At 69.7% G+C, this 24,186-nt stretch carries 19 protein-coding genes; 6 read left to right on the top strand and 13 right to left on the bottom strand.

Going from position 1 to position 24,186, the window contains the following annotated elements:
- Positions 1–32: 32 nt before the first annotated feature.
- Positions 33–788: a molybdate ABC transporter substrate-binding protein gene (modA, locus tag SB751_RS17470; protein ID WP_144197358.1), complete on the bottom strand. Its 756-nt coding sequence runs from the start codon at positions 786–788 to the stop codon at positions 33–35.
- A gap of 242 nt (positions 789–1,030) precedes the next feature.
- Between modA and SB751_RS17475 the strand changes: the two genes are divergently transcribed.
- The 3 genes from SB751_RS17475 to SB751_RS17485 are packed head-to-tail and all read left to right on the top strand — an operon-like array spanning position 1,031 to position 4,548.
- Positions 1,031–3,118 carry a bifunctional 2',3'-cyclic-nucleotide 2'-phosphodiesterase/3'-nucleotidase gene (locus SB751_RS17475; RefSeq protein ID WP_313818838.1) on the top strand — a complete coding sequence of 696 codons (2,088 nt, stop codon included), beginning with the start codon at positions 1,031–1,033 and terminating at the stop codon, positions 3,116–3,118.
- A complete protein-coding gene (locus tag SB751_RS17480) occupies positions 3,118–3,939 on the top strand; it encodes a tetratricopeptide repeat protein (RefSeq protein ID WP_410748248.1) in 822 nt (273 codons plus the stop codon). Before SB751_RS17475 ends, SB751_RS17480 begins: the two co-directional genes overlap by 1 nt.
- A 57-nt stretch (positions 3,940–3,996) precedes the next feature.
- Positions 3,997–4,548: a nucleoside 2-deoxyribosyltransferase gene (locus SB751_RS17485; RefSeq protein ID WP_144197361.1), complete on the top strand. Its 552-nt coding sequence runs from the start codon at positions 3,997–3,999 to the stop codon at positions 4,546–4,548.
- A 29-nt stretch (positions 4,549–4,577) separates the two neighbouring features.
- Here the strand turns inward: SB751_RS17485 and SB751_RS17490 are convergent, their stop codons facing one another.
- From SB751_RS17490 to SB751_RS17515, 6 genes are all read right to left on the bottom strand, one after another.
- Positions 4,578–5,189 (bottom strand): membrane integrity-associated transporter subunit PqiC, encoded by a 612-nt coding sequence (locus SB751_RS17490; protein ID WP_211944287.1) that lies wholly within the window; start codon positions 5,187–5,189, stop codon positions 4,578–4,580.
- Positions 5,186–6,838, bottom strand: coding sequence for an intermembrane transport protein PqiB (locus tag SB751_RS17495; protein WP_410748249.1), 1,653 nt, complete (start codon positions 6,836–6,838; stop codon positions 5,186–5,188). Before SB751_RS17495 ends, SB751_RS17490 begins: the two co-directional genes overlap by 4 nt.
- The gene (locus SB751_RS17500; RefSeq protein ID WP_144197364.1) at positions 6,825–7,604 is read right to left on the bottom strand and encodes a paraquat-inducible protein A; all 780 of its coding nucleotides are present in this window, start codon (positions 7,602–7,604) and stop codon (positions 6,825–6,827) included. The genes SB751_RS17495 and SB751_RS17500 overlap by 14 nt, the downstream gene beginning before the upstream one ends.
- Positions 7,601–8,305 (bottom strand): paraquat-inducible protein A, encoded by a 705-nt coding sequence (locus tag SB751_RS17505; RefSeq protein WP_410748250.1) that lies wholly within the window; start codon positions 8,303–8,305, stop codon positions 7,601–7,603. Before SB751_RS17505 ends, SB751_RS17500 begins: the two co-directional genes overlap by 4 nt.
- Positions 8,302–9,405 carry an AI-2E family transporter gene (locus SB751_RS17510; protein ID WP_144197366.1) on the bottom strand — a complete coding sequence of 368 codons (1,104 nt, stop codon included), beginning with the start codon at positions 9,403–9,405 and terminating at the stop codon, positions 8,302–8,304. Before SB751_RS17510 ends, SB751_RS17505 begins: the two co-directional genes overlap by 4 nt.
- Before the next feature lie 126 nt (positions 9,406–9,531).
- Complete coding sequence (locus tag SB751_RS17515; RefSeq protein WP_144197367.1) at positions 9,532–10,677, bottom strand: HPP family protein; 1,146 nt, start codon at positions 10,675–10,677, stop codon at positions 9,532–9,534.
- Between the two features lie 107 nt (positions 10,678–10,784).
- Here SB751_RS17515 and SB751_RS17520 point away from each other — a divergent pair, with 107 nt between their 5' ends.
- On the top strand, positions 10,785–12,602 hold the full coding sequence (locus SB751_RS17520) for a chloride channel protein (RefSeq protein ID WP_313818843.1): 1,818 nt from the start codon (positions 10,785–10,787) through the stop codon (positions 12,600–12,602).
- On the opposite strand, the gene SB751_RS17525 is transcribed toward SB751_RS17520, so the two are convergent.
- Positions 12,590–13,012, bottom strand: a complete 423-nt coding sequence (locus tag SB751_RS17525; RefSeq protein ID WP_144197369.1) for an Lrp/AsnC family transcriptional regulator — start codon at positions 13,010–13,012, stop codon at positions 12,590–12,592. The genes SB751_RS17520 and SB751_RS17525 overlap by 13 nt on opposite strands.
- 143 nt (positions 13,013–13,155) lie before the next feature.
- Here SB751_RS17525 and SB751_RS17530 point away from each other — a divergent pair, with 143 nt between their 5' ends.
- Together SB751_RS17530 and SB751_RS17535 are read left to right on the top strand one after the other, a co-directional pair.
- Positions 13,156–14,034 carry a dimethylarginine dimethylaminohydrolase family protein gene (locus SB751_RS17530; RefSeq protein WP_144197370.1) on the top strand — a complete coding sequence of 293 codons (879 nt, stop codon included), beginning with the start codon at positions 13,156–13,158 and terminating at the stop codon, positions 14,032–14,034.
- A gap of 13 nt (positions 14,035–14,047) precedes the next feature.
- Positions 14,048–15,097, top strand: a complete 1,050-nt coding sequence (locus tag SB751_RS17535) for an ornithine cyclodeaminase (RefSeq protein WP_244844944.1) — start codon at positions 14,048–14,050, stop codon at positions 15,095–15,097.
- A 108-nt stretch (positions 15,098–15,205) separates the two neighbouring features.
- Here SB751_RS17535 and SB751_RS17540 read toward each other — a convergent pair whose 3' ends face one another.
- The 5 genes from SB751_RS17540 to SB751_RS17560 form a co-directional block, all read right to left on the bottom strand.
- Positions 15,206–15,805 carry a helix-turn-helix domain-containing protein gene (locus SB751_RS17540; RefSeq protein WP_144197371.1) on the bottom strand — a complete coding sequence of 200 codons (600 nt, stop codon included), beginning with the start codon at positions 15,803–15,805 and terminating at the stop codon, positions 15,206–15,208.
- Positions 15,806–16,269: 464 nt separating this feature from the next.
- Positions 16,270–17,598 carry a sigma-54-dependent transcriptional regulator gene (locus tag SB751_RS17545; protein ID WP_377731489.1) on the bottom strand — a complete coding sequence of 443 codons (1,329 nt, stop codon included), beginning with the start codon at positions 17,596–17,598 and terminating at the stop codon, positions 16,270–16,272.
- A gap of 31 nt (positions 17,599–17,629) precedes the next feature.
- Positions 17,630–19,552 carry an ATP-binding protein gene (locus SB751_RS17550; RefSeq protein ID WP_211943775.1) on the bottom strand — a complete coding sequence of 641 codons (1,923 nt, stop codon included), beginning with the start codon at positions 19,550–19,552 and terminating at the stop codon, positions 17,630–17,632.
- A gap of 219 nt (positions 19,553–19,771) precedes the next feature.
- A complete protein-coding gene (locus SB751_RS17555) occupies positions 19,772–21,082 on the bottom strand; it encodes a dicarboxylate/amino acid:cation symporter (RefSeq protein ID WP_144197373.1) in 1,311 nt (436 codons plus the stop codon).
- A gap of 239 nt (positions 21,083–21,321) precedes the next feature.
- On the bottom strand, positions 21,322–24,066 hold the full coding sequence (locus SB751_RS17560; RefSeq protein ID WP_250025085.1) for a diguanylate cyclase: 2,745 nt from the start codon (positions 24,064–24,066) through the stop codon (positions 21,322–21,324).
- Positions 24,067–24,186: the final 120 nt, after the last annotated feature.

Consider the following 24,186-nt stretch of genomic DNA (forward strand, 5'->3'; position numbering starts at 1 on the left):
GGATGTGGGATGTGGGATGTGGGGCAGGGGGCTTACGGCTTCTGGAAGCCGTACTTCGCCAGCACGGCCTGGCCATCCGGCGACAGCACGTACTGCACGAAGCTGGCGGCCTGCGTCGGCTGCCGGGTCTGCGCGGTGATGGCGATGGGGTAGGTCACCGGCGTGCGGTTCGGCACGCGTACGGCCACTTTCACCTTGTCCGGCATGATGGCGGCGTCCGTGGCGAACACGAAGCCGGCATCCACCTCGCCGCGCGCCACGTAGTCCAGGCTCTGGCGCACGTTCTGCGCCGGCACGCCCTTGGCGGAGACGGCTTCCCAGAGGTTTTCGGCCTCCAGCGCGCCCTTGGTGTAGCGGCCTACCGGCACCGACGACGGATTGCCATAGGCCACGCGCTTCACGTCCGCACGGGTCAGGTCGCGCAGTGCGCCAATGCCGAGCTTGCTGTCGGCCGGCACGATCAGCACCACCTGGTTGGCGGCGAAATCCTTGCGCGAGGCCGGCTGGATCACCTTCTCGGCCTCGGCGCGGTTCATCGCGTCCTGGTCGGCGGAGGCAAACACGTCCGCCGGCGCGCCGCGCACGATCTGCTGCATCAGCACGTCCGAGGCGCCGAAGTTCAGGACGACCTTGGTGTCCGGGTGCCCCTTCTCGTACTGCTCGGCCAGCGTCTTGAACGCGTTGGTCAGGCTGGCGGCGGCCGACACCACGAGGTCGGCGGCAAATGCGGAAGGCGCGCCAAAGGTCAGGGCTGCGGCAAAGACGGTGCGGCGGAGGAAGGGTGTCATAAGAGGTGGACAGGTCGCCTGGACGGCACAGGCGCAATATAAGTTGCTATATAGCGCTACGTCAATCCGCCGGTCGTATAGCCAACTTCATCCGGATCGAATAGTCCAGTCGGGCTATATGTGTCGTAAAAAACACATTTCGATGCAGCCGGTGGCTGTCACAGCGTTGACGCCTTGGCTCACCAAAATTCCCAGCGCAGCAGCAAACAACAAAAAACAACGCGAAAAGGGAATCCGAGACCATGTCACACCGCATCTCCCCTCTGCAGTCCGCTACCCTCGCGGCGCTCCTGGCCGGCACGGTGGCCTTGGTGGCCGCGTGCGGCGCCGATGACGATACCCCGGCCTCCGGCGGCGGCAATGGCGGCAATGGCGGCACCCCGGCGGCCACGGTGCCGGCCGGCACCAAGGCCACGCTGGCGCTGCTGGAAACCACCGACCTCCACACCAACGTCCGCAGCTACGACTACTTCAAGCTGGCCGATGACCCATCGCTCGGCTTCGAGCGCGTGGCCACGCTGATCAAGGCGGCCCGCCAGGAATTCCCGAACAGCCTGCTGCTGGACAACGGCGACACCATCCAGGGCACCGCGCTGTCCGACTACCAGGCGCTGGTGAAGCCCGTGGCCTGCAGCGAGACGCTGGCGATGTACAAGGTGATGAACGACGCCGGCTACGACGGCGGCGGCATCGGCAACCACGAGTTCAACTACGGCCTGCCGTACCTGAGCCAGGTCACGGGCAGCCGCTTCAATGTCGATGGCCTGCCCGAGCCGGGCACGCAGACGGTCTGCGCCGGGCCGAAGTTTCCGCAGGTGCTGGCCAACGTCTACAGCGTGAAGACCCGCGCGCCGCTGTTCCAGCCCTACGCGATCCTGACCAAGACGGTCACCGCCACGGGCCCGGACGGCAAGCCGGTCACCGCGCCGCTCAAGGTCGGCATCATCGGCTTCGCGCCGCCGGCCATCCTCGCCTGGGACAAGCGCTGGCTCGACGGCAAGGTCTATACCGAAGGCGCGGTGGAAACCGCCCAGAAGTACATCCCCGAGATGCGCGCCAAGGGCGCAGACCTGATCGTGGTGATCTCCCACGGCGGGCTGGACAACTCGACCTACTCGCCGGACATGGAAAACGGCAGCTACCACCTGTCAAAGGTGGCGGGCGTGGACGCCATGCTGATCGGCCACTCGCACCAGATCTTCCCGGACGCCGCCAGCACCGTGCCGCAGTTCAACCTGCCCGGCGTGGACAAGGTCAAGGGGACGGTCAACGGCGTGCCGACCGTGATGGCCAACTACTGGGGCAAGCACCTGGGCGTGATCCACCTCGCGCTGGCCTATGACGGCAGCAAGTGGTCGGTGGACCGCGCCGGCACCACGGTCCAGGCGCGCTCGATCCAGAACGCCGACAAGACCTATGTGGCGGCGGACGCCACCGTGGCCGCCGCCATCGACACCGAGCACCAGGCCACCATCCAGTACGTGAAGACGCCGATCGGCGCCACGAACTACCGCATGTCGAGCTACTTTGCCGATGTGGGCGACCCCGGCGCGATCCAGATCGTCAACATGGCCCAGGCGCAGTACGTGAAGGACTACCTCACCGCCAACCTGCCCGCGCTGGCCAGCCTGCCGGTGCTGTCGGTATCCGCGCCGTTCAAGAGCGGCTTCGGCGGCGGCAGCGACTACACCGACGTCTCGGCCGGCAATCTGGCGATCAACAACGCGGCCGACCTGTACCTGTATCCGAACACGGTCTACGCGGTGAAGGTGAATGGCGACGAGGTCAAGGCGTGGCTGGAGACGGCCGCCAGGCGCTTCAACCAGATCGACCCGGCGCTGGCCACGGACCAGCAGCTCATCAGCAGCTTCCCGGGCTACAACTTCGACATGTTCACCTCGGCGGACATGCAGTACGAGATCGACGTCACCCAGCCGGTGGGCAGCCGCATCAAGAACCTGACCTACCAGGGCGCGCCGGTCACGGCGGCCATGTCGTTCATCGTCGCGACGAACAACTACCGCGCCAGCGGCGGCGGCAACTTCCCGGGGCTGGACGGCACGAAGACCGTGTACGCCTCGCCGGACGCCAACCGCGACGTGCTGATCGCCTATATCAAGAACGCGGCGAATGTGACGCGTGCGGCGCACGGCGGCGCGCGTAGCTGGCGCTTCACGCCAGTGGCGACGGCCGGCAAGGTGGTGTTCAGCTCGGGTGTGGGCATGCTCCAGCAGGCGGTCGATGCGGGCCTGACCAACATCACGCTCGACAAAGCCGACGATGGCTCGAACAAGAACCTGTCGCAGTACAAAATCGACCTGAGCCTCTGATGACCGCCGCTACTGTCGCCGCCCCGTTTCCCCCGTCCGTCCGCCGCCGCCGGGCCCATCCGCTGTTCGCCGCCGCGCTGGTGGCGGTGACGGTGGCCGCAGCCGGCGTGGGCGGTGCCGCCGCGTGGCGCCACCATGCCGAAGCGCGTCAGGCCGAGCTGGCCCAATGGCAGCGGATGGCCAGCACGGCGGCTGATGCCGACGCGCTGTCGCGGCTGGCGCGGGCGGCGGATGCCGGCGAGACCGCTGCCCGCGCCGCGCTGGGCGAGACGCTGCTGGCCCGGCCCGACGCGCTCTCGCGCGCCGATGGCGAGCGCTGGCTGCGCCTGGCCGCCGATAGCGGCAGCGTGCGCGCCCACTTCGTGCTCGGCAAGGCGTCGATGCTGGGGCAACTGCTGGGGCAACTGTCGGTGCGCCAGCCGGACCTCCCGCGCGCCTGGACCCACCTCGAAGCCGCCGCCCGCGCCGGCGATGCAGGCGCCGCCTACTACCTGGGCCTGCTGTGCCGGGGCGGCTACGGCCGCGCGCCGGACGCCCCGGCAGCCGTGCGCTGGCTCACCGTGGCAGCCGAGGGCGGCGTGGCGCAGGCTATGTTCCTGCTGGCCAACGCCTACCGCGAAGGGGAGGGCGTGCCGCGCGACGACGCCCGCGCCGTCGACTGGTACGAAGCCGCCGCCGGGCGCGAGCATCCGGCGGCGCTCCAGGCCCTGGCCATGGCCTACCTCAACGGCGAACTGGGCCTCGCGCGCGACGACAAGGCGTACCGCCAGCACATGGCCGAGGCGGCGCACGCGCTGCGGCACCCGGCGCTGACCCCCTGAGGTGGCTGGCATCCGGTAAGCTGGCATCCCACGACGGATGCCCACACCTCACGCCCCATGAAATCGATCTATCTCGCCGGATTCGACGTTTTCCGCAAGGACGCGCTCGCCCACGGTGCGCATCTCAAGGCGCTGTGCGCCCAGCACGGCTACGAAGGGCTGTATCCGCTCGACAAAGCCGCGCCGGCCGGCCTCTCGGGCCCCGACACCGCGCAGTGGATCTACGAGGCCAATCTCGCGCTGATCCGGCGCGCGGACCTCGTCATGGCCAATCTCGACGATTTTCGCGGCCCGGGCGAGCCGGACAGTGGCACGGCGTTCGAAGTGGGTTTCGCGGTGGCGCTCCAGAAGCCGGTGTGGGCCTATTCGGCCGATGCCGGCACGCTGCTGGACCGCGTGCGCGTGGGCACCGATGCCGATGGCGACGCGCTCGATGCGCGCGGCTACGTGGTGGAGGACTTCGGCCTGCCCAGGAACCTGATGCTGGCCTGCAGCGTGCGGCTGGTGGCTGGCGACGCCGAAGCCTGTCTGGCCGCGATGGCCGAGGCGGACCGGCGCCGCGCCGCGCGCCGGGCGCAGGCGCTGGAAGCCGGCGGCCCGGAAGACTGACTCCCGGAAGACTGACTAATAGATAAGAATCAGGGCCGCAGAGACTGCACGCCGGCGGCGATGTCGGCGGCGGTGGTCGCCACGATCTGGCGGTAGGCGCTGACCATGCCGTCCACCTGTCCCGGCGCGGGCAGCTCGGTCTGCGTGCGGCCGCTCAGGACCTTGCCGTCGGGCAGCTTGCGCACGGTCCAGGCGATGGTCGCGGCGGCGCGCTGGCCGAGATCGCCATCGAGCCGTACTACCTCCGTGGTCACGCGGTACACCGGCGTTACTTCCGACAGGCCCTGCTGGTAGGTATCCACAGCGCCGAGCCGCGCCTGCAACTGCTGCGACAGCGCGTCGCGCAGCTCGTCCGGCAGCGGCGACGACCAGCGCGACAGGTCAAGCAGCTTCAGCCCGCCCGCGCTGCCGTCTGCCACCACCAGCTGGGCCCGGTTCAGCCGCTCGGGCACCCGTACCGGGGCCACTTCGATCCAGAGCGGGGTAGTCGCCGGTGTCACTGCCGGCGCCGTGGCCTCGCCGCTCGCCAACGTGTAGTAGCGCGGCTCGGGCGAGGCGCAGCCGGCCAGCACTGCCAGCACCGCCAGCGTCGCCAGCACGGCAGCCGCCATCCTTGTCTTCTCAGCAGATCGCTTCATCATGGTTTCTCCGCCTTGCCGCGCAGCAGCGCCTCGGGGTGGCGTTCCAGGTAGTCAGTCAGCGCGCGCAGGGACACAGCCGTGCGCGTCAGTTCCTGCAGCATGCGCCGCGTGTCCTGCTGCAGCGGCGCGTCTGACGCCAGCGTGCCGTTGGCCGCCGTCAGCGTGCGGCGCGCGTCCTGCAGCGCGGCCAGCACCTGCGGGGCCACGTCGCCGTTGAGCTGGGCCACGAGCTTGTCGGCGGAGGCCATCATCGCGTTCATCGACGCCATGGCCGTGCGCAGGTCCTGTCCGATCTGGTCGAACGGCACCTTGTCGATCCGGTTGACGATATCGCCCAGCTTGGCCTGCAGCGCGTCGAAGGTGCCCGGTGTGGTCGGCAGTTCCGGCATCGCCGCATTGAGGTCGATGTCGGTCGGCGGCGGCGCCTTCGGGAAGAAGTCGAGCGCCACGTAGAGCTGGCCGGTCAGCAGGTTGCCGGTGCGCAGTTGCGCGCGCATGCCGCGCTTGACCAGCCCCTGCACGATGGCGCGCTTGCGCTCCTCGTCGGCCACGTCGCGCTCGCGGAAGCCCATGCGCGACGGATAGAACTCCACCACCACCGGCATGCGGAACGCCTTCTTGTCGCGCACGTACTCGATGCCGATGGAGCGCACCGTGCCCACCACCACGCCGCGGAAGTCCACCGGCGCGCCGGGGGTCAGCCCGCGCACGGACTGGTCGAAGTTGAGCACGGCCAGCGCGGGCGCCAGTTCGTCGGGCTCCTTCATGGCCTCGGCCTGGTCGCCGGCGAGCAGGTATTGCGTGTTCTCGGCGGCGGCGGTGCGGGCCGAGGAGTTGTCCGGCGACTGGAACGCCACGCCGCCCAGCAGCACCGTCACCAGCGACTGCGTGGAGAGCTTGAGCCCGCCCGCATCGAGTTTCAGGTCCACGCCGCTGGCGTGCCAGAAGCGCGTGTCGGCGGTGACCAGCGTGTCGTACGGCTTGTTGACGAACACCCGCAGCGTGATGTCGCGCCCGTTTGGCTCGAGCTGATAGGCCACCACCTGGCCCACCTGCACGCGGCGGTAGTAGACCGGCGAGCCGATATCGAGCGAGCCCAGGTCCTGCGCGCGCAGCACGAACTGCCGCCCGGAGGCATCGGTGGTGACCACGGGCGGCACCTCCAGCCCGGTGAAGCTGCGCGTGCTGGCCTGCGACTTGCCGGCATCCACGCCGATATAGGCGCCGGACAGCAGCGTCTCCAGCCCGGACACCCCGCTGATGGCAAAGCGCGGCCGCACCACCCAGAAGCGCGTGTCGGCCACGGCGAAGTTCTCGGCATCCTTGGTCAGCTCGATAATGGCCACCACATGCGAGCGGTCCGGCGCCAGCCGCACGGACTTCACCAGCCCGATGTCGACGTCCTTGTAGCGCACGGCGGTCTTGCCCGGCGTCAGGCCCTCGGCGGTGCGGAAGGTCACCGTGATGTCTGGGCCGCGTGAGGCCAGCGTGTTGATCAGCAGCGAAATGCCCACCACGGCGGCGACGATCGGGATCAGCCAGACCAGCGAGGGCAGCCAGCGCGCGGGCTTGCGCCGCGCGGGCTGGGGCAGGCCGCCGGGGGGCGGCGGGGGCGGAAGGGGTGGAGCGGCGTTGTCAGTGTCGGGCATCGTTGGATTCCGGCAATTCGAGTGAGTCCCACAGCAGGCGCGGATCGAAGCTCAGCGACGCCATCATGGTCAGGACGACCACGGCGCCGAAGGCCATCGCGCCGCCGCCGGGGATGATCGTGGCGAGCGCGCCGGCGCGCACCAGCGAGGCGAGCAGCGCCACCACGAAGATATCGAGCATCGACCAGCGGCCGATGATTTCCACCAGCCAGTACAGCCGGGTCTGCTGGCGGATGCGCCACGACGTGCGCAGGTGCACCGAGACCAGCAGCAGCGTCAGGATCATCATCTTCAGCAGCGGCACGACGATGCTGGCGATCAGTACCACGCCGGCCAGCAGGTGCGAGCCGGACACCCAGAGGTAGATCACGCCCGAGAGGATCGTGTCGCGCTGGGTGCCGAGGATCGACTGCGTGACCATCACCGGCAGCAGGTTGGCGGGAATATAGAGAATATAGGCGGCCAGCAGAAACGCCCAGGTGCGCGCCAGGCTGGCCGGCTTGCGATGGTGCAGCGTGGCGCCGCAGCGCGGGCAGGGCTCGCCTTCCAGCGTGCGCGGGCTGACCAGGTCGCAGGCGTGGCAGGACACCAGCCCGCGCGAGGCGGCCGTGGGCACCTGGGCCAGCGGCGTGCGCTCGTCGTCATCGGTCAGTTCGGCCACCACGTCGGCGGCCATGCGGCGCGAGCGCGCCAGCCGCTCGCGCGCGGCGGCGGTGCGCGAGGCGTGGGTGGGGCGCGGGGGCTGGGGGGGCGCGGCGGGGCTCATGGGCGATGGGCCTCGTCACGGGGCGGCACCTCGTCCGCGCCGGGCGGCTCGAGGTAGTGCCACAGGTCGCGCGGATCGAACGACAGCATTGCCGCCAGCACCACCACCAGCGCGCCGAACGACCACAGCGCCACGCCCGGCAGCACCTGCGCCATGGTGGAGAGCTTCACCAGCGTGACCAGCACGCCGATCATGAACACCTCGATCATGCCCCAGGGCCGGGTCTGGCGGATGCCGCGCACGATGCGGTCGAACCCGGGCGGCATCTGCCGGCGCGCCATCGGCACCAGCAGGTAGCCCATCATCAGCATCTCGGAGAGCGGGAACAGGATGGTGGTGGCGAAGACGAGCAGCGCCACCGGCGCCATCTGGTCCGCGAACAGCGCCTGCACGGCGCCGATCAGCGTGGTCTGGGTGCGCACGCCCTTGAGGTCCATCTCCACGATGGGGAAGGCGTTGGAGATCAGGAACAGGATCAGCGCCGTCACCACCAGCGGCAGCAGGCGGCGGTAGGCGCGCGAGCTTTCGCGGTAGAGCGGGCCGCCGCAGCGCAGGCAGGCGGCGCGCTCGCCGGGGGCCAGCGCGGTGCGTTCGTAGAGCGCGTCGCAGTATTCGCAGGCCACCAGCCGGTGCAGGTCCGGGTGCAGGTCCGCAGGCAGGTCCTGCGGGGTCTCGGAAGGGGCGTGCGGCGCCGGCGTCATGCGTCCGGGGTGAGCGTCTTGGGCGGCGCAGTCGTGACGGCGGGCACAGGCGGCCCTTCGTGCGTGCCGATGGTCCAGTCACGCAGCAGCGCGTAGGCCACGGCCAGCACGGTCGGGCCGATGAACACGCCGAGGAAGCCGAAGGCCAGCGCCCCGCCCAGCACGCCCATCATGATCCAGATCAGCGGCAGGCCGGTGCCCTTGCTGATCAGCAGCGGCTTGACCACGTTGTCCGCCATGCCGACCACGGCGCCGCCCCATATCACCATGAAGACCGCCCAGCCGGTGTGGCCCGAATGGTAGAGCCACAGCGCGGCCGGAATCCAGATCAGCGGCGGGCCCATCGGCACCACGGAAAGGAAGAAGGTGATGAAGCCGAGGATGGCGGCGCCGGGCACGCCGGCAATCCAGAAGCCGATGGCGGCCAGCACGGCCTGGATGAAGGCGGTGCCGAGCACCCCGTAGACCACGCCCTTGACCGTGCTGCCGGCCAGCGCCAGCAGGTGGTCGGCACGCTCGCCTGCCACGCGGCGCATGCCGCCGCGCAGCCACTCCACGGCCAGTTCGCCGCCGGTATAGAAGAAGAATGCCAGGACGATGGAGAGCGCCAGCTGGCCCAGCCCGGCGCCAATCGACAAGCCCGCGCCCAGCAGCACATGGCCGACCGGCGCGATCAGCTTGCGCAGGTTGGCCACCATCTCGGAGTCGGCCGTGATGACCTGGTTCCACGCACTGGAGAGCTGGCTGCCGACGAACGGCAGGCTGCTGAGCCATTCGGGCAGTTGCGGAATGCCATGCTCGGTATAGCGCTGGAACAGCGCCTGCAGTTCGTCCAGATGGGCGGAGAAGCTGGCGCCGGCATAGACGAACGGGCCGAGCACAATGACCGTGGAAATCAGCACGCAGATCAGGGCGGCGATGCTGCGCCGGTTGCCCAGCCAGCGCGTGAGCACGGTATAGGGGTACCAGGAGGCGTACGCGAGGATCGCGCCCCACAGCAGCGCAGTGGCAAACGGGGCCAGCACCAGCAGCGAGCCGCCGATCAGCACGATCAGTGCAAAGACGGCGGCGAGCTTTTCAATCAATTGTCCGGAACTCATCGGGCAGATCTCCAGGGGCGCCGTGTGACGGAAACGCCGTAAGCATAGCGGAAATCGATGACAGCGCCGCCGGGGGCGCTGGCCTGGATGAGTGTAATCGGGCGTCAGCGCGCCATCATGGTTGCCTTATGGCTCCGTGACCCCCCGGCGCAGCAGGGCCGCCACGAGGTCCGTCTGCGTGACCATGCCGACCACGCAGCGGTTGTCGTCGATCACGGGCACGTGATGCAGCCCGCCGTCCGAGAACGCCCGGCCCAGCTCCACGATGGGCTGGTCGGGGCGCGCGGTGACCACCGCGCGGGTCATCAGGTCGCGCACGGTGCCGTTCACGCGGCGCGAGTGCATGCGCTGGGCGCGGAAGAAGTCGGTCTGGGTGAGGATGCCGAGCAGGCGGCGCCGGCCGTCCACCACGGGCAGCGCCTTGATGTGATGGCGCGCCAGCAGCGCGGCGGCGTCCGCGGCGGCCTGGCCGGGGCGCACCGCCACCACGTCGCGCGACATGATGTCCCCGCACGACACATCGCCAAAGCGGCGCCGGTAGGCGCGCAGCTCCGCCTCCACGATGATCGCCTCGAGATCGTCTTCCTCGATGTCCAGGAACTCGCCGCGCGCGGCCAGCACGGCGTCCAGGTCGGCGCGCGTCACGCCCACGCGCTGGCTTGGCGGCACGTCGCGGGTGTGGTGCTGCGTGGCGGCCTCGGGCGGCCGGTGCGGATAGCGCCGCCGGGCGAAGTTATTGAAGGCGAGCGCGGTCAGCAGCAGCAGCATCGAATTGATGGCCACCGGCATCACCACGAAGCCGAAGCCCAGCGCCTGCACGGCTGGGCCGCCCAGTACCGCTGTGACGGCTACGGCACCGCTGGGCGGGTGTACGCAGCGCAGCGGGAACATCAGGGCGACGGCGACCGCCACGGCCACGCCGGCCGCCAGCCCGGGGTCCGGAATCCAGCGCGCGCAGGCCACGCCTACGGTGGCGGCGACCAGATTGCCGCCGATGATCGACCACGGCTGGGCCAAAGGGCTGGACGGCACGGCGAACAGCAGCACGGCCGACGCGCCCATCGGCGCGATGAACCACGGGTTGAAGCCCTGCAGGAAGCGGCGGCAGATCCACTCGGTCAGGAACAGGCCGATTAGCGCGCCAAGGCAGCTTTTCAGGCGCTCGCCAAGGCTCGCGGCGATCGGCATCGGCACGAAAGTGCGCAGCCAGGCACGTGCCTCGGTAACAGGATGGGGATGGGAGGGTTGGGAAGAGTCGAATTCGGCGGGCATCGAAATCGGGGGGCGGGGGCGCTCAGGATGCGGGGGTCCGCAAATATATCATGGCGTGATATATTGCGCCGGCCTCCGGACTGCCCACCCCTGCCCCGAACCCGATTATGCCTCTCTCATCACATTCCGGCCCTGCCCCGTTCGAGAAGCGCGACTACGCCGCCAACGGCCGCCTGCCCATGCTGGCCGGCATCGCGCTGGCGATCGGCGCGGTCAGCACCGGCGCCGCCTTCGTGCTGGTGAACCTGATCCGCTTCTTCACCAACCTGTTCTTCTTCCAGACGATCTCCTTCGCGGAGCGCTCGCCGGCCAGCCACGCGCTGGGCGCCTGGGTGATCGTCGTGCCGGTCATCGGCGGGCTCATCGTCGGCCTGATGGCGCGCTACGGCAGCGACAAGATCCGGGGCCACGGCATCCCCGAGGCCATCGAGGCGGTGCTGTTCGGCAAGAGCCGCATGTCGCCGAAGGTGGCCGTGCTCAAGCCGCTGTCGTCCGGCATCGTGATTGGCAGCGGCGGGCCGTTCGGGGCCGAGGGGCCGATCATCATGACCGGCGGCTCCATCGCCTCGCTGCTGGCCCAGTACCTGCACCTGACCGCCGCCGAGCGCAAGACGCTGCTGGTGGCGGGCGCCTGCGCCGGCATGACGGCGATATTCGGCACGCCGGTGGCGGCCGTGCTGCTGGCCATCGAGCTGCTGTTGTTCGAGCTGCGCCCGCGCAGCCTGCTGCCGGTGGCGCTGGCCTGCGCCGTGGCCGGTTTCCTGCGGCCGCTCGTGTTCGAGGCTGGCCCGCTGTTCCCGCTCCAGACCGCGCCGGCCAGCACACTGGCGCTGGGCTCGTGCGTGCTGGCCGGGCTGCTGTGCGGCGTGCTTGGCGCCGGGCTGACGCTGGCGCTCTATCGCACCGAGGACGCGTTCGGCAAGCTGCGCCTGCACTGGATGTGGTGGCCGGCCATCGGCGGCCTGGTGGTGGGCATTGGCGGCTATTTCGAGCCGCGCGCGCTGGGCGTGGGCTACGACGTGATCGGCGACCTGCTCAACAACCGCCTCGCGCTGGAGGTGGCCGTGGCGCTGCTGGCCGTCAAGGCCGTGATCTGGATTGCCGCGCTGGGCTCGGGCACCTCGGGTGGGGTGCTGGCGCCCCTGCTGATGCTGGGCGCCGGCCTGGGCGTGGTGCTGGCGCCGGTGCTGCCGGGCGGCTCGCCGGCGCTCTGGGCGCTGGTCTGCATGGCTGGCGTGCTCGGCAGCGTGCTGGGCGCGCCGCTGACCGCCATCGTGTTCGCCTTCGGCCTCACGCATGACAGCGAGGCGCTGCTGCCGCTGCTGCTGACCACGGCGGTGGCCTACGGCTTCTCGGTGCTGACCATGAAGCGGTCGATCATGACCGAGAAGATCGCCCGGCGCGGGCTTCATATCTATCGGGAGTACGGCGTGGACCCGCTCGAACGCGCGCACGTGGACGAGCTGATGACGCGCGAGGTGGTGACCATCGACGCCGACCTGCCGGTGGCCGACGCGCTGCCGCGCTACTTTGGCGATCACACGGCCCAGCGCGCCGCCCATCGCGCCTACCCGGTGGTGCGCGCGGGCCGGCTGGTCGGCATGCTCAATCGCACGGCCATCGTCGCGGCCCATGCCGGGGACAATGCGGGGCTGCGTTGCGGGGATCTGGTGGCGGGGCAGGGCGATGCTCCTGCCGCCGTACTCTTGCCCGCACTGACCGGCCGCGCCGCCGCCGGCCGCATGGCAGAACTGAGCGTGGCGCGCCTGCCGGTGGTGGAGAGCCTGGCGACGATGCGCATCGTCGGCATCGTCTCGCTACGCGACCTGCTGGCGCCGAGCGGCCATGTGATGCACGAGGAAACCCGCCGCGAGCGGCTGCGCGGGGCGGTGCGCGCGGTGCGCGGCGTCGGTCAGAGCTTGTAGCTCGTCAGCAGGATGCTGGTCTCGGTGGCCGAGATCCCCTCGATCAGCCGGATCCGGTCCAGCGTGCGGTCGAACTGCTCCAGCGTATCCGCGCGCAGTTCGGCGATGATGTCCCAGCGGCCGTTAGTCGTATGCAGGGTCTGCACATTGGGCTCGCCGCGCAGGGCCTGCAGCACCTGCCGGGCGCGGTTGCCCTCCACGGCCACCGTCATCCAGGCCCGAATGCGGTGCGGCTCGGCCTCGGCCTTCAGCCGCACCGTGTAGCCGACGATCAGTCCTTCCTTCTCCAGTTTGTCGATCCGGTTCTGCACCGTGGCGCGCGAGACGCGCAGCGCCTTGGCCAGCGCCGTCACGGGCGTGCGGGCGTTGTCGCGCAACAGGCTCAACAGTTGCTGGTCGGTGGCGTCCATTGGGGGCTCCTCTGGCGATTTGTCGCCTTATGTTGGCGGATTGTCGAATCGTGCGCGCAATTTGTCCACTTTGCTGGCTATTTGTTGGCGTGGGCGGGCATCAGAATGCACCCACGGCAGCCACATCAGACAAAGGAGCCCCCGTGACCGACCGCCCGACCATCCTCCTCATCGCCCCCACGTTCTATGACGTGTCCTACAGCATCAATCCGTGGATGGACCCCGCGGCCTGGGCGCGCGACCCGCGCGGCATGCATCGCCAGGCCCGGGCGTCGTTCGACGCGCTCCACGCCGCGCTGACCGCCGCCGGGTTTGCGGTCGAGGTGGCCGAAGGGGCGCCGGGTCAGCCCGACATGGTGTTCCCGGCCAACGCGGCGGTCGTGCTCGACGGCAAGGCCGTGCTGGCACGCTTCCGCTACCCGCAGCGCCGGGGCGAGGAAGCGCCGTTCGCGGCCATCTTCGAGGCGCTGCGCGCGCGCGGCCTGCTCGACAGCGTGACCACGCTGCGCGAGGGCTGTTATCAGGAAGGGGCGGGCGACTGCATCTGGGACGCGCAGCGCGGCCATTTCTGGGCCGGTTTCGGCCCGCGCTCCTCCCGGGAGGCCGCCGATGCCATGGCCGCGCAGTTCGGCCAGGAGGTGGTGGCGCTGGAGTTGGCCACCGAGCAAAGCTATCACCTCGACGTCTGCTTCTGCCCGCTGGCCGGCGGCGAGGTGCTCTATTACCCGCCCGCGTTCTCAGCGGCGGCGCTGCGGCTGCTGCACGCGCGTGTGCCGGCGGCGCTGCGCATCGAGGCCACCGAGGAAGACCTGCGCCACTTCAGCGTCAACGCCGTGAATCTGGACGACCAGGTGGTGATGACCCGCACCACGGCGCATCTGCGCGGCGAACTGGGCCGGCGCGGCTACCGGCTGCACGAGGTGGACCTGTCGCCGTACATGCTCTCCGGCGGCGGGGCCTACTGCATGACGCTGCGCCTGGATCGCACCAGCACGCCCGCGCGCCGCGCCGTGGCCGCATGACCAGGAGACCGCCATGACGCCCAGAATGACAACCTTCCTCGACGCCGCCGATGCCGCCACGCTGGTGCGCCGCCTCGGCGTCGCCCGGGCCATCGGCGAGGTGGCCGAGCACGTCCGGCATGACTTCCTGCGCTGGCCTGCCTTCGAGAAATCGGCCCGGCTGGCCAGCCATTCGCCGGTAGGCGTGATCGAGCTGATGCCGGTCAGCGACGGCACCCAGTTCGCCTTCAAGTACGTCAACGGGCATCCCGGCAATGCACAGCAGGCACTGCCGACGGTGATGGCCTGCGGCATGCTGGCCGATGTGCGCACGGGTTTCCCGCTGCTGCTGGCCGACCTGACACTGGCCACGGCGCTGCGCACGGCTGCCACCTCGGCGCTGGCGGCGCGCGCCATGGCCCGGCCCGGCGCGCGCACGATGGCGCTGGTCGGCAATGGCGCGCAGGCCGAGTTCCAGTCTCTGGCCTTCCACGCGCTGCTTGGCGTGCGCGAGATCCGCGCCTACGACATCGACCCGGCCGCCACCGCGCGGCTGGTGCACAACCTCGCCGGCGTGGCGGGCCTGTCGATCGTGCCGGTGGGGTCGATCTCCGCCGCGCTGGCAGGGGCCGACATCGTGACCACGGTCACGGCCGACAAGACCCACGCCACCATCCTCACGCCGGACATGATCCGTCCCGGCATGCACCTGAACGCCGTGGGCGGCGATTGCCCGGGCAAGACCGAGCTGCACGCAGACATCCTGCACGCCGCGCGGATCGTGGTGGAGTACGCCCCGCAGTCGCGCATCGAGGGCGAGATCCAGCAATGGCCCGAGGCGCCGGTGCAGGAGTTGTGGGAAGTGCTGTCCGGCGCCGCACCAGGCCGGGTGTCGGCGGACGACGTGACGATCTTCGATTCGGTGGGATTCGCGCTGGAGGACTATGCCGTGCTGCGCTGGCTCCATGCCGCCGCGCGCGCGCATGGCGTGGGGCGGCCGATCGCGCTGGTGGCGCTGCCGCCAGACCCGCGCGACCTGTACGGCTGGATGATGGCTTCCTGCCAGGAAGCCGTGGCAGCGTGAGGGGTGCGTGAGGGGTGCGGGCGGGGGAGTGTACGGGGCTCTTACTTAATACCGGACGGGTCGATGGGCTCCCCGCTCCCGAAGGAGCAGGGGAGTCAGCCCGGGCGCTCAGGCGCCCACGCGCCCCATCATCAGCTGCGCGCGCAGGAAGCCCTTGATCTCTTCCAGCGACGGCGTCTTCAGGAACACCATGATGCCCCATTGCTGGAGCGCATCGGCCACGCCGTCATAGGCCTGGCGGTTGGTGATGACGGCGAAGATCACGCGTTGCCGGGCGAAGAAGTTCTGGAGCTTCTCGATGATCGCCGACTCGGCGTCGTTCAGCTCTTCCACGTAGTAGAGCACCACGCGCGGCCGGGCATCGACCGAGGTGATGACCGTGTCGACCACGTCCTCGAGCACCTGGCTCTTGAGCGGCAGCGACCACTTGCCCAGCTGGGCGCTGATGCGCTGCGCTTCCTGGTGGTTCGGGTGAAACACCACGAGGTCGAGGTCGTGCTCGGCGGCCATGTCGGGCGCGGCGCGGCTCGCCAGCAGGCGGTGGACAGTTTCCTTGTGAATGCGCCGATGGCCGCCGTTGGTCTTCCACGCGCCCAATTCGCCGCGTTCGACCATTTTCTGGACGGTGCCCAACGAGACGTTGAGAAGTTTTGCCGCAGTCCGCGTGCTGTAGTAGGGCTTTTCAGCCAGTTCCGGATCCAGTTTCATCCAATCACCCGTAGTGTCGATCGGCAGCACGGCGCCAGTTGCTCGCCGCGTGGCACCCTCGGACGCGCCACGCCGTTTTGATCCGGGCTGCCGGATTTACTGACCCTGACATTTGCGACCCGCTCCCCGGCCGGTCTTTGTTGCTTTTTCCCTCGCCCGGGCTCAGGTGCCCGTGCACGGTGTAGGAACCTGGCAGTCTGTGCCGCCTGTTGGCGTTCCGCCATGCCAATAGTATGGCTTCAACGCGCTGTGCCGCCACGGGGAAACCCGCGATTGGCATCACACTTTTGTTGTTTAACGTACATCGGGCAGCTTCGGTGGACGGCACAACGCTGTCGGTTCGCATTCACGCCGGCATTTCTGCCCGCGTGCCGGTCCTAGCGCACCTCTGAAGTGACAGGTGCCAGGCGCCGCAGTTCCCCCGTTTGGTACATTCGATACATTGCCGTCGATGGCGTTACTTTTCAGTTCAATCCGTACTTCCTTACCTTGTCGAACAGCGTGGTCTTGGCCACGCCCAGCGCCTCGCTGGCGCGGGTCAGATTGCCGTCGTGGCGGCGCAGCGCATCGGCAATCAGCGCGCGCTCGAACTGCTCCACGGCCTGGGGCAGCGGCAGTGCGTGCGGCGCGGCGCCACCCTGGGCCGGGTCGCAGCCCAGGCCCAGCACATGGCGTTCAGCCAGGTTGCGCAGCTCGCGCACATTGCCGGGCCAGGGATAGGCCACCAGCCGCGCCAGTTCGGCCGCCGTGGCCGGCACGGCCTCGCGCTCGAAGCGCAGCGCTGCCTGGGCGACGAAATGCTCGAACAGCTGCGGCACGTCCTCGCGCCGCTCGCGCAGCGGCGGCAGCGCCAGCGTCACCACGTTCAGCCGGTAGTACAGGTCGGCGCGGAACTGGCCGGCGTCGGCCAGTGCGCGCAGGTCCGCCTTGGTCGCCGCCACCACGCGTGCGTTCACCGGCACCGGCAGGTTGGAGCCCAGCCGCTCCACCACGCGCTCCTGCAGCACGCGCAGCAGCTTGATCTGCATCGGCATGGGCATGCTCTCGATCTCGTCGAGGAACAGCGTGCCGCCCTCCGCATGCTCGATCTTGCCGATGCGGCGCCGCGCGGCGCCCGTGAACGAGCCGGCCTCGTGACCGAAGATTTCCGATTCGAACAGCTGTTCGGGCAGGCCACCGCAGTTGATCGGCACGAAATGGCGCGCGCGCCGGCCGCTGGCTTCGTGCAGGCAGCGCGCCACCAGTTCCTTGCCGGTGCCGGTCTCGCCGTGGATCAGCACGTTGGCGGCGGTGTCGGCCAGGTCGGCAATCATCTGGCGCAGCCGGCCGATGGCCGGCGAGTCGCCGATCAGCCGGGCGGACAGCGCCTCGCGCCCGGCCAGCCGCGCACGCAGTTCGGCCACTTCCAGCGCCAGCCGGCGCTTGTCGAGAGCGCGGCGGCACGTGGCTACCAGCCGCTCGGGCGAGAACGGCTTCTCGAGGAAGTCGTACGCGCCTTGTTTCATGGCTTGCACGGCCAGCGACACATCGCCGTGGCCGGTGATCATGATGACCGGCAGCGCGGCGTCGCGGGCCATCAGCTCGCGCAGCAGCGCCATGCCGTCGGCGCCGGGCAGGTGGATGTCGCTGACGACGATGCCGGCGTAGCCGGCCTGCACCTCGCGCAGCGCGGCCTCGGCGCTGGGCACGGCGCGCGTGGCCATGCCCTCGAGCCGCAGCGCCTGCTCGCAGCCCAGCCGCACGTCCGGGTCGTCCTCGACGATCATCACGGTCATGGCGGTCATGGCGGTCATGCCAGCCGTCATGGCGTCCGGCTGCTGCACCTCAGCCGACATGGCGCGCCTCCGGCCCGGCCTCTGGCAGGGCGAGCGTAAAGCAGGCGCCGCCCTCGGGATGGTTGATCGCGGTCAGCGTGCCGCCGTTCTCGTTCAGGATGCCGGCGGACAGCGTCAGGCCGAGGCCCAGCCCCTCGCCAGCCGGCTTGGTCGTGAAGAACGGCTCGAACAGCCGCGCGAAGGCCGCCTCGGACAGCCCCGGGCCGCTGTCGCGCACGGTCAGGTGCACCAGCCCGCCGCTCTGGTAGGCGTGCAGCGAGAGGCGGGGCGCCCCGCGGCCGGCCATCGCGGCCATGGCATCGAGCGCATTGCCGACGAGGTTGACAAGCACCTGCTCAAGCCGGTTCGGGTCGCAGGCCACCATCAGGTGGGGGTCGATGTCGCGCTCGATGGCCGGTGCCACCGCCGCGATGCGCGTCTCCAGCAGGAACAGCGCGTTGTCCACCGCCTCGGCCAGCCGGGCCGTGCCGCGCTGGCCCACCGAGGGGTTGCGCGCGAAAGACTTCAGCGCGCCCGTGATGCGCCCCATGCGGTCCACCAGCCCAATGATCTTGCCGAGGTTTTCCTGCGCCGTGGCGTGGTCGCCGCGTTCGAGGAACTTGCTGGTGTTGCCCGAGAGCGTGCGCAGCGCCGCGAGCGGCTGGTTCAGTTCATGGGCGATGCCGGCCGACATCTGGCCCACCGCGGCGAGCTTGCCGGCCTGCATCAGCCCATCCTGCGCCTGGCGCAGGAAGGTCTCGGTGCGGGTGCGTTCGGCCACTTCGGCATGCAGTTGCTGGTTGGCGGCGGAGAGGTCGGCGGTGCGCTCGGCCACCTTGCGTTCGAGTTCGCTGTTGGCCGCCTCCAGCGCCGCGCGCGCCGCCAGCCGCTCGCTGACAATGCGCCGCCGCACGTTCCAGGCCGCTCCGAGCAGCAGCACGAAGGCCGCCAGCACGCCGCTCAGCGCCGCGCTGTTGAGCGCGGCCACGCGGGCCTGCGAGATATTGGTCAGCAGCGTCAGGTTCCAGTCGGTGCCGGGCAGGGCCAGGTGCTGGGCCAGCATCGGCGGGCCCTGGCGCAGCCGCACCAGCGCGTCGCCGCCTTCGCTCGGGCCGGGGCCGAGTTCGCGCACCGTGGTCAGCGCCAGCGGGGGCAGCGGGGCGCGGTTGTACTGGAGCGAGCGGTCCAGCTTCTCGCGCTGGGCCGGTGCCAGCGGGCGCAGCGCGGCCAGCTTCCAGGACGGGTCCGAGGCCAGGATCACCACGCCGTTCTCGTCGGTCAGCAGCATCTGGCTGTCATTGCCCTGCCAGCGGTTCTCGAGCGGCTCCAGGCCGATCTTGACCACCGCCACGCCCGCCGGCTTGTCGCGGTCGCCCAGCGGCGCGGAGAGGTAGTAGCCAGACTCGCTGCGCGTGGTGCCCACGCCGTAGAAGCGGCCCAGCTGGCCTTCGATGGCGCTGCGGAAGTAGGGGCGGAAGCTCAGGTCTTCGCCGAGGTAGCTGTCCGGACGCTGGAAATTGCTGGTGGCGAGGACCTTGCCGCGCGCATCGAGGATATAGACCACGCGGGTGCCGGCCCGGCCGTTCAGCGCGGCGAGGTAGGCGTTGGCGGCGGCCACGCGCTCGGGGTTGCCCGGCTGGCGCAGCAATCCCTCGACGCGGGCATCGAGCGAGAGCAGGCTCGGCACGTAGTCGAAGCGGGCCAGTTCGCTCTCCAGCGTCTGGGCGTACAGGCGCATCTGCACCTGGCCGCGCTCGGCCTGGCGGTCCAGCGCGGTGTCATAGGTCAGGCGATAGCCGAGCCAGCCCGCGGCCGTCACCAGCGCGGCCAGGGCCAGCAGGGCGACGATCGGCGCGGCGCGGCGCCAGGGCGAGATGCCGCCGCCCCCGCCAGGAGCGAGGCCGGTATCGGCGGAAGACAGGGGGCCGGTCATGAGGAATTCTGTGAGGCGGATGCACAGCCGCCAGGTGACGCCGACACCGCATTCCGCGTGCGCGGATCGGGCCGGATCGGCGGCGAGGCCCACGTTTTACCACACCCCGCCCACCCCCCGCCCAAATGCCGGCCAAATCGGACAGGTCAGACGCCCCGGTAAACGCAAAAAGGCCCGGCCGCCTGATGGGCAACCGGGCCCTGGCACGCCTTGGCCGGCTTACTTGCTGGCCAGCGCCTGAGCGGGTGTCAGGCCGGTGTTGCTGTCCGCCGAGGTGTCGTCCTCGTCGGAAAGATCCGGCGCGCCGATCGCGCCTTCGCTTTTGGCGACGACGGTCGTGGCAATGGCATTGCCCAGCACATTGGTGACGGTACGGCCCATGTCCAGGATGTGATCGATCCCCAACACGAGCAGGATGCCGGCCTCCGGCAGGCCGAACATCGGCAGCACGGCGGCCACCACCACCAGCGAGGCACGCGGCACGCCGGCGATGCCCTTGCTGGTCACCAGCAGCACCAGCAGCATGGTGATCTGCTGCGTGAGCGAGAGCTGGATGCCGTACACCTGCGCCACGAACAGCGCGGCGAACGAGGTGTACATGATGGAGCCGTCCAGGTTGAACGAGTAGCCGAGCGGCAGCACGAAGCCGGTGATGCGCGGCTTCACGCCGAAGCGCGTGAGCTGCTCGATCACCTTCGGGTAGGCCGATTCGCTGCTGGCCGTGGCGAAGCCGATCATCAGCGGCGCGCGCAGCTGGCGGATCAGGCGGAAGATGTCGCGGCCCAGGAAGTAGTAGCCGCCGGCGATCAGCGCCACCCACAGCAGCGCCAGCGCCAGGTACAGGCTGCCCAGCAGCTTGGCGTAGATCGTCAGCACGCCCAGCCCCTGCGCCGTGATCACGGCGGACACCGCGCCGAACACGCCGATGGGCGCGAACGCCATCACGTAGTTGGTCACCTTCAGCATCACGTGGCCGAGGCCGTCCACACCTTGCAGCACCGGCTTGCCGATGCCGTCCTTGAGGGTGCCGAGCGCGAAGCCAAAGAACAGCGAGAACACCACGATCTGCAGGATCTCGTTGGTGGCCATGGCCTCCACGAAGCTCTTGGGGAACATGTGCGCGATGAACTCGCGCAGGTTCAGCGCCCCGGTCTTCAGGTTCGAGGCGGCGTCCGCGGCCGGCAGCGGCAGGTTCATGCCGTGGCCCGGCGCCAGCAGGTTGGCCATCACCAGGCCCAGCAGCAGCGAGGTGATCGAGGCGCCCAGGAACCACGCCATCGCCTTCAGGCCGATGCGGCCGACCGCCTTGCCGTCGCCCATGCCGGCGATGCCGGAGACCAGCGTGGCGAACACCAGCGGGCCGATGATCATCTTGATCATCCGCATGAAGATGTCGGTGAGGATGGAGAAGTGATCCGCGATCGATTTCGCGGTGGCGGCGTCGGGCGCCAGGTGGTGGGCAGCGGTGCCGGCCAGAACGCCGAGCAGCATCGCGATGAAGATCAGTGTGGGCAGTCGCTTCATTGTCATCGTCAGTACATCCTCCTTGGGGTCGGGCACGTAGGCATCGCGCCCTGACAGCGGCGCCTAGGCGTGCACGAGGCGTGCCAGCGCGGCGGCCCCCGAGGGAGGGTGTAAGTCGATGAATAAAAAGGGAATTTCGATGTGATGGCGGCGCGGCGTTCGGAAATCCGGACAACCGGGCGGGAAGCCCATTCGGAAATCCGAACGGCGCGGCGGGCCGGTGTGATGCCGGCACCCCAAGGGTGTCAGGCCGTGTCCGCCTCGCGCTCCCACGCCTCGAGCAGTTGCTCCACCGGCACCGGCCGGCCGATCACATAGCCCTGCGCGTAGTCCACGCCAATCGCGCGCAGCGTGCCCAGCGTTTCCTCGTCCTCCACGGACTCGGCCACGGTCTGCACGCCCAGCCGGTGGCCGATGTCGTTGATCGAGCTGACGATCTCCCGGTCCACCACGCTGCCGGTGAGGTTGCGGATGAAGCTGCCGTCGATCTTGAGGTAGTCCACCGGGAACTGCTTCAGATAGGAAAACGACGAAAGGCCGGCGCCGAAGTCGTCCAGCGCCACGGTGCAGCCGGTGCTGCGCATCTCCGCCACCAGCCGGCTGGCGGCGGTCATGTTGTTGATCAGCGCGGTCTCTGTGATCTCCAGCCGGATGCGGCTGGCGGGCAGCACGGAGTCGCGCAGGGCGTCGTGCAGGAAGGGCAGCAGGAAAGGCTCGCCCAGCGAGTTGGCCGACAGGTTGATCGACACCGACAGCCCCGGCACCGCCGCCAGCCGCCGCCCGTACTGGTGCAGCACGTTGCGGATCACCCAGCGGTCGATGTGGCCCATCAGGTCATAGCGCTCGGCCGCCGGAATGAAGGCGCCGGGCATGATCAGCGCGCCTTGCTCGTCGACCATGCGGACCAGGATCTCGACGTGCCGGCCCTGCTCGCCCTCGCGCAGGGAGCGGATCTCCTGGGCGTAGAGGCGGAAGCGGTTGGCGTCGAGGGCCGAATGGATGCCGGCGGCCACCTCCAGCTCACGGTGATGGCGGCGCGCGTCGCTTTCATCGCGCCGGTAGACCGAGACCCGGTTGCGGCCGGCAGCCTTGGCGGCGTAGCAGGCCACGTCGGCGCGGCTCATCAGCTCGCCCACCGGCGGGGCGTCGGCGTCGATGGCGGCGATGCCGATGCTGGCGCCCACATCGTAGACACGGCCTTCCCACGGGAAGCGGCGTTCGTGCACGGCGTCGATGACCTTCTGGCACACGTGCTCGGCGTGGTCCACCGAGCAGTCCTTGAGCAGCAGCGCGAATTCGTCGCCGCCCAGCCGGGCGAGCAGGTCGTCGGGGCGTACGTGGTGGCGGATCACATAGCCCAGTTCGCGCAGCAGCACGTCCCCGGCGCCGTGGCCGGCGGTGTCGTTGACGATCTTGAAGCGGTCCAGGTCGATAAAGCACAGCGCGGCGCGGTGGCCGTGCAGCCGGGCGGCCTCGCAGGACTCGCGCAGGCGCTTTTCGAACCAGGCGCGGTTGGGCAGGCCGGTCAGGGCGTCGTGGGTGGCCGAGTGGGCCAGTTCGCGCTGGAGCGCCCGGGAGGTGGTGATGTCCTGGAACACCAGCACGGCGCCCAGCACGCCGCCGTCATTGGTCAGCACCGGTGCGGCGGAGTCCTGCACGTCATGGCGCTCGCCGGTCAGGCTTTGCAGCACCGCGCCTTCCTGGAGGTAGGCCGGGCGCAGGGTCTGCAGACACTGCTCCACCGGGCTGGGGATGGTCACGCCGGTGATTTCATCGACGATGCGGAAGACCTGCTCGAGCGGCTGGCCCATCGCGGCGTCCAGGCTCCAGCCGGTGAGCTGCTCGGCGATGGGGTTCATGAAGGTCACGCGCATCACGCGGTCCGTGCAGATCACCGCGTCGCCAATCGAGCGCAGGGTGATGTGCAGCCGCTCCTTCTCCTCGAACAGCGCGCGGTTCAGGCGGCGCTGCTCGGTGATGTCCCAGTTCGTGCCGACCAGCGCGCGCGTCATGCCGCGGCGCGTGGGGGTGCCTGTGCTGGCGCCGCCGCCGTGGTTACCTTCGTCCTCATCCTCGTGGTGCGAGACCATGGCCATGGCGCGCACGTGGCGCACCTCGCCGGTGGGGCATACCACGCGGTATTCGGTATCGAAGCGATGCACGCCGCGAATCGCCTGGCGCATCTCGGTGCTGACGCGGCTCACGTCCTCGGGGTGCAGCATGGCAATCCACTGCGCCAGCGTGGGCGCGCCCAGCTCCACCGGGGTGCCGTGCAGCGTGTGCATGCGGGCATCCCAGGTGATGGTGGCGTTGGTGAAATCCCATTCCCAGATGCCCACGCCGCCGGCTTCCACGGCCAGTTCCATGCGGCGCGCCAGTTGTTCCATGCGTTCGTGGTCCAGCTTGCGGCGGTGGATGTCCTCCACCTGGGCGATGTAGTGGTCCGGGTGGCCGGTCTGCTCGTTGCGCACCATCGACACGGCCAGCAGCGCCCAGCGGTAGCGGCCGTCCTTGTGGCGGTAGCGCTTTTCCATGCGGTAGGCGTCGATCTCGCCGGCGGTCAGGCGCTCCAGCTGGCGCAGGTCGGCGCCCAGGTCGTCCGGGTGGGTGATCAGCTGGAACGGGGTCTCGCGGAACTCTTCGGGCGTGTACCCGAGCAGCTCGCACATGGCGCGGTTCACCAGCTGCCAGCGCCCATCCAGCCCAACCAGCGCCATGCCGATGGCGGAATGCTCCAGCGCCTGGCGGAAGCGTTGCTCGCTGCTGCGCAGGTTGGCGCGGCTCTTGCGATTCTGCGCGCTCATGAAGGCGATGCAGGCCGGGAAGACCGTCACCAGCGCGGCCGAGACCAGCAGCTCGTGGCCGGCCCAGATGGCTGCCACCCCGCCGAGCGTGCACAGTGCCAGCAGCCCGCCCTGCAGCGGCCGCCGCCACGGGGCAGCCGCCGGTGGCGGGGGTTGGAGGGGGTTCGCGGCCGTCTCTGGCGTCATGTCTTGTGTTGTCGATGGCTGCCCCTGTGCATCAGGAGGCGGTCCGGGATACGGCGGGCGCCGGCGCAATGGTCGCACCCCTGCCCAGCGTATGGCGCAATGTAGTCGTTCTGCGGGGCG

It is taken from the genome of Cupriavidus sp. SIMBA_020 (assembly GCF_046535395.1).
In the GTDB taxonomy this organism is placed as follows: domain Bacteria; phylum Pseudomonadota; class Gammaproteobacteria; order Burkholderiales; family Burkholderiaceae; genus Cupriavidus; species Cupriavidus campinensis.